Annotated in this window: 2 protein-coding genes; one reads left to right on the plus strand and one right to left on the minus strand. The window is 71.1% G+C overall.

Annotated elements, in window-relative coordinates:
• Positions 1-233 precede the first annotated feature (233 nt).
• Positions 234-644: a hypothetical protein gene (locus QZY48_RS04190; protein WP_295428110.1), complete on the plus strand. Its 411-nt coding sequence runs from the start codon at positions 234-236 to the stop codon at positions 642-644.
• Between the two features lie 935 nt (positions 645-1,579).
• Here QZY48_RS04190 and QZY48_RS04195 read toward each other — a convergent pair.
• Entirely contained in the window at positions 1,580-4,471 is a 2,892-nt protein-coding gene (locus QZY48_RS04195; RefSeq protein ID WP_295428113.1) for a DUF349 domain-containing protein, read from the minus strand.
• Between the last annotated feature and the right edge of the window lie 203 nt (positions 4,472-4,674).

The raw sequence follows: 4,674 nt of genomic DNA on the forward strand, positions 1-4,674 counted from the left end.
ACGCCTATCCCTTAGGGTACCCACCGCGTACCCTACGGGATCGGCGTCAACACATCAGTTCTGATCGCACCCCCGAGTACCCCGCCAACCCCGGATCGGGTAAATTGGACGGTTCCCGGAGGCGAGGCCCGGCGGGCCCGGTCGGGTCTCGGGCAGGGCCCGCACCGACGCCCCCCGGCGGCGCCCCCGCCCCGCCCTTTGACTGAGAACTGCATCGAGAAGGAGCGCAGCCAGTGAGCAACGACAAGCCGTTGCGGGTATCCAAAGCCCCGTTCAAGCCCGTGTCGGGAGGCGCCCGGTCGGGCCCCGACGGCGACCAACCCACGCGACCGACCGCCAAGCCCCCCAGATGGGCCTACTGGCAGCGGATCAAATCCGCCGCTCCCTGGAAGCTCGCCGCCCTCTCGCTCGGCATCGAACCGGCGAGCATCGACGCCGATGATGCCGCGACCTTTCCCGCCGCGGCGACCTTCGGCCGGTTCAACCTCATCACCGAGGCCATCAAACGGCGCTTCGGCGCCGCTGACCGCCACGGTGTCAGTCTTGCCGAGTTCGTCGCCTGGGCGGACTCGATCTCACTGGCACTGCCGCCCGAACTGCGCGCCCCGGCCGCCGCGACGGATGGCAGGCCGCGGGATCGCTAACGTCTCGGCCGGCGCACGGGTGGCGCATCCTGGAACAGGTCTTCAGCCCCGCAGGGTCGCGATACACCAAAAAAATGACCGCGGATACCAGTCCCCGCGGCAACCTGCGGATTTCTCGCGTATCTACGAGGCCGCCGCCGGATTTCGCTGCGCTCCATCCGGGCTACCGGTAGGTCGCAGCCCGCGAGGGTGGATAAACATAGCGCAGTCCACCAACGGCCGTGCGGGACTGGAAGCGGCACCAGCCCATCCGGCTGCACGGCCGGCAACGATGGGCGTCGCAAGGCTCTGCCCATCCTAGGTCGGCGTCTTCGCCCGGTAGCGTGGACAGGGACCGGCGCCGCGGTAAGAGCGTGCGGTGCGACACAGACCCACGCCCATTGAGAGGGTATCTTGAAGGTCGCCGCGTGCATCGCGTCGGCCCGGACCAAGCGGCGGCGCCGCAAGTCAGGCCGACACCGACCGCCGCAACCTAGGGAAACCCCTAATTGACAGGACGGTCGCAGCCGCTATTTTTCGGTTATCTCAATCCCGACTGAAACAGTACACCATGATCAACCTGACGAGCATCCTGCGTCCGACACGTACTGCCGCAAACCGCCGGGCAGCGCTGCGGGAACGCACGCGCACGCGTATCGCAGAGGATCGCGCCGAGGCAATGGCAGCAGAACCGGGACGGCGCATCGCGCCCCGACGCGGGGCCGAGCGGTTACAATAACCCGTCGCGATTCTTCTCTGCGTCTCCGCGCCTCTGCGTGAGATCTTTCAAGAGGTCTCACGCAGAGGCGCAGAGGCGGTGACCCGCGACGCTTCAGTTAACCCGCGAGGCCTCGTCGCGGCTGAATCCGCTACCACAGCGTCGCTGCGCGACCTTCACGGCAAACAACCAGTGTCCCCTGTTGTTATGGGGATGATAGCCGTCGTAGCCGGGGGGCTCAGCCGGCCTCCGACTCCGCCGCCCGACCGCCCGACGCGCCGACCGCCAGGGTCTGGCGCACCCGTTCCACCCGCGCCTTAAGGGCCGCGTCACGGGGCGCGGGGCCCAGCAGATACCAGGCGCGCAGCAGGTCGGCGGCGCCGCGCAGGCTGTCCGCCTCGCCCTCGCTCATGCGCTCGGCGAGTCGGCTGACCTGGAGGCGCAACCGCTCTTGGGCCAGGCCCGGAGGGGATTCCACCCCGGCGGCAACCTCCAGCTCCAGACATAGCCGTTCGCGCCGCTCGCGGTTGACCAGCCCGAGCGCGCGCAGCGCGTCCAGTTGCGCCGGGTCGGTTGCGGCCGCCAGGGCGACGCGGCGGCGCTCGTCGAGTGCCTCCTGCTGGCCCCGGTCCGGCAGTTCCGGCAGGCTGCTCCATTCCTGCTCGCCGAGACTTGGGTCGACGGGGGCGGCCGCCGGGTCCAACAGGCGCTCCTCCAGGGCCTCGCACAGGGCCGCCCGGTGGATCAGCAGGTCGAAGACCGCGCGCCCGGCGGCGTCTTCGACCGCTTGGCGGCGTTGGTTCAGTCGGTCCAGCGCCTCTTGCCAACGGCGATTCAGGGCGGCGGCGGCGGGCCGCGGGACCGGGATGGACTCGGCGTCCCGCCAACGTTGCTCAAGGTCGCGCTGGGCCGCCGCCAGGCGGCGCGGGTCCGTCGGCGACTCGGCGCAGGCCAGGGCCTCGTCGCACAGGGCCTCGCGGGCGGCCAGGTTGGCGGCCAACTCGCCGAGTTGCGCCTGGTGCTGGGCGGCGCGGCGCTCGAAGACGAGATCGCAGGCGGCGCGGAAGCTCTGCCACAGGCGGTTCTCGTCGCGCTGCCGGGCCGGGACCGTGGTGTACCACTGGCGCTGGAGGTCCTTGGTCTCGTTGATGGCAGCGTCCAGGTCCGGGTGCCCGGCGAGGGTTCGCACGCGCTCGATCAGGCCGCGTTTGAGCGCCCCATTGCGCGCCCGCTCCGCCTCCAGGCGTTGGTCCATGGAGGTTATGGCCTGATGGTAGCGGCGTTCCAGCCGCCGCCGTTCACGGGGTTCACAGGGGCCGATCAGGGACCAGGCATGGCGGACCTCACGCTCGGCACGCATGACGCGCTTCCACTCCACCCGCTCCCAGTCGATCCGGGACAGGAAGGTCTCGAGCTCGCCGCACACCTGCTCGCGGGCAGCGCGGTTGCTGTCCTGTTCCGCGGCCTGGAGCGCGAGCAGCGGGCGCACCCGCTCGGCGACCGTGGCGGCGGCCTGGTGGAAGCGCTCCCACAGTGGCTTGTTGGCGGGGGAGCCGGCCCGTTCCACCTCCTGCCAGTCGGTCTTGAGGACATGCAGGCGCTCGGCCACCGCCGCCAAGGGCAGGTCCTGCCCGCACAATGCCTCCATGGCCGCGCACAGTGCCTCGCGGTGTTGGTCCGCGCCCCAGCGGCGCCAGTGTTGCAGGTCACGCAGCCGCGGACTTAAGGCCCGCAGCCGGGCACCCAGGTCCGCAGTGGCGCCCTTGGGCAGGCCGCTCGACGCGATCAGGTCGAGCGCGGCCTGGAGGCTTTGGTGGATGGGATCGGCCTTCTTGAGTTCGCCGGCCTCGACCAGGGCGGCGAGCGCATCGAGGCGGGCGGGGATCTCGGCCAGGCGCTGTTCGGCGTGCCGCCGCTGGCCCTGGAGTCGCGCCTCCAGGCGCTCGGCCAGCGCGCTGAAGGCGGCGCACGGCTCGGCGGCGCTCGCGTCCGCCGCGAGCCCCAGGGCGAGGGCCCGCCCCTGCTCGATGAGGGCGCGGGTCTGGGGCAGGTCCAGCGGCTTGGACTCCTTGAGGACCTGTTCGGCCCGGGCAACGACGCTGCGCAGCCGCTCGCATTGCCGTCCGCGCTCGATCAGGGCCTGCCACGCGGTCTGCGCGGCCTCGAGGTGCTGGTTGAAACGGTGGTCGAGGCCGCGCTGTTCGGCGTCCGGCAGGGACTCCAGGTCCTTCCAGGCGGCGGCCACGCGGTCCCGCGCCGCGCGGATCGCCGTCGCGGCGTCGAGCGCCGCGATCCCCACCGCCTCGGCGAGCAGGGTCTCGCGCGCGGCCCGCAGCGCCGTGCGTGACTCCTGGGCCGCGAGCTGGGCGGCGTTGGCGGCCCGGTAGGCGGCCTCGGCGGCGATGAATCGGGCGCGGGCGGCGCCGTAGCGGCGCTCCCACTCCGGCTGCGCCTGGGCCGCAATCTCCGCCCACTGGCCGTCCAGGTGTTCAAGCAGGGCGCGGTCCTGGGTCCACTGCTGCAGGTGGCCCAGGCGCTCCACCCGCTCGCAGAGGTCGGCGCACCGGGCGGCGATGCGCCGGGGCTCCTCGTCCTGCTGGAGCTGCCGCCGCAGCTTCTCGCGCGCCATACGGTAGACCGCCTTGTCCTTCTTGCCGATCTGCCGGACCACCTGCTCCAGGCACTGCCGGTCCTCGAGCCGGGCCACGGCCGCGCCCCGATTGGCGGTCAGGCTGTCGTGCAGGGCGCAGTGCGCCAGCACCGCGGGGCTCGCGATCCGCTCGATCGCGGCGCGGCGCACCGGGCCGTCCATCCCCTCACGCGCCAGGTGTTCCAGGAGCCGCGGGTCCGCGACCGCGGCGAGTTCGGCCAGCCGGTCCGCCAGCGACAGCTCGGCCCCTTCGGTGCCGGCCAACAGGCTGCGATAACGGGCGAAGGCGATCTCGCGCACGGCGGCGTCGTCGTCGTCGGTGAGGATCGCACGCAGGTGCGGCAGGCTCGCCAGGCGTCGCAGCGCGTCAAGCCTGACGCCGCGATCACCCCGGCCCAGCGCCAGTTCCAGCAGGTTCTCCGGCGGCCTTCTCTGCTCGATAGCCTGGCGCGTCTTCTTCAGAAAGCGATCGAATAGCATCTGCACTCAGTCCGCGGCTGTTTCCTTAACCCGGCATTGTACCCGAGCGGCCCTGGGGACCGGGGTCTGATCCGCACGCCGGGGTGCGATCAGAACTGATGTGGTGACCGAGATCCCGGGTACGCTGTCCTGGTCGTTGTCGTTGTCGTTGTCGTTGTCGTTGTCGTTGTGGTGATCGGATTGTTAGATTACGACAACGACAA

It is taken from the genome of uncultured Thiodictyon sp., from assembly GCF_903828115.1.
Lineage (GTDB): Bacteria > Pseudomonadota > Gammaproteobacteria > Chromatiales > Chromatiaceae > Thiodictyon.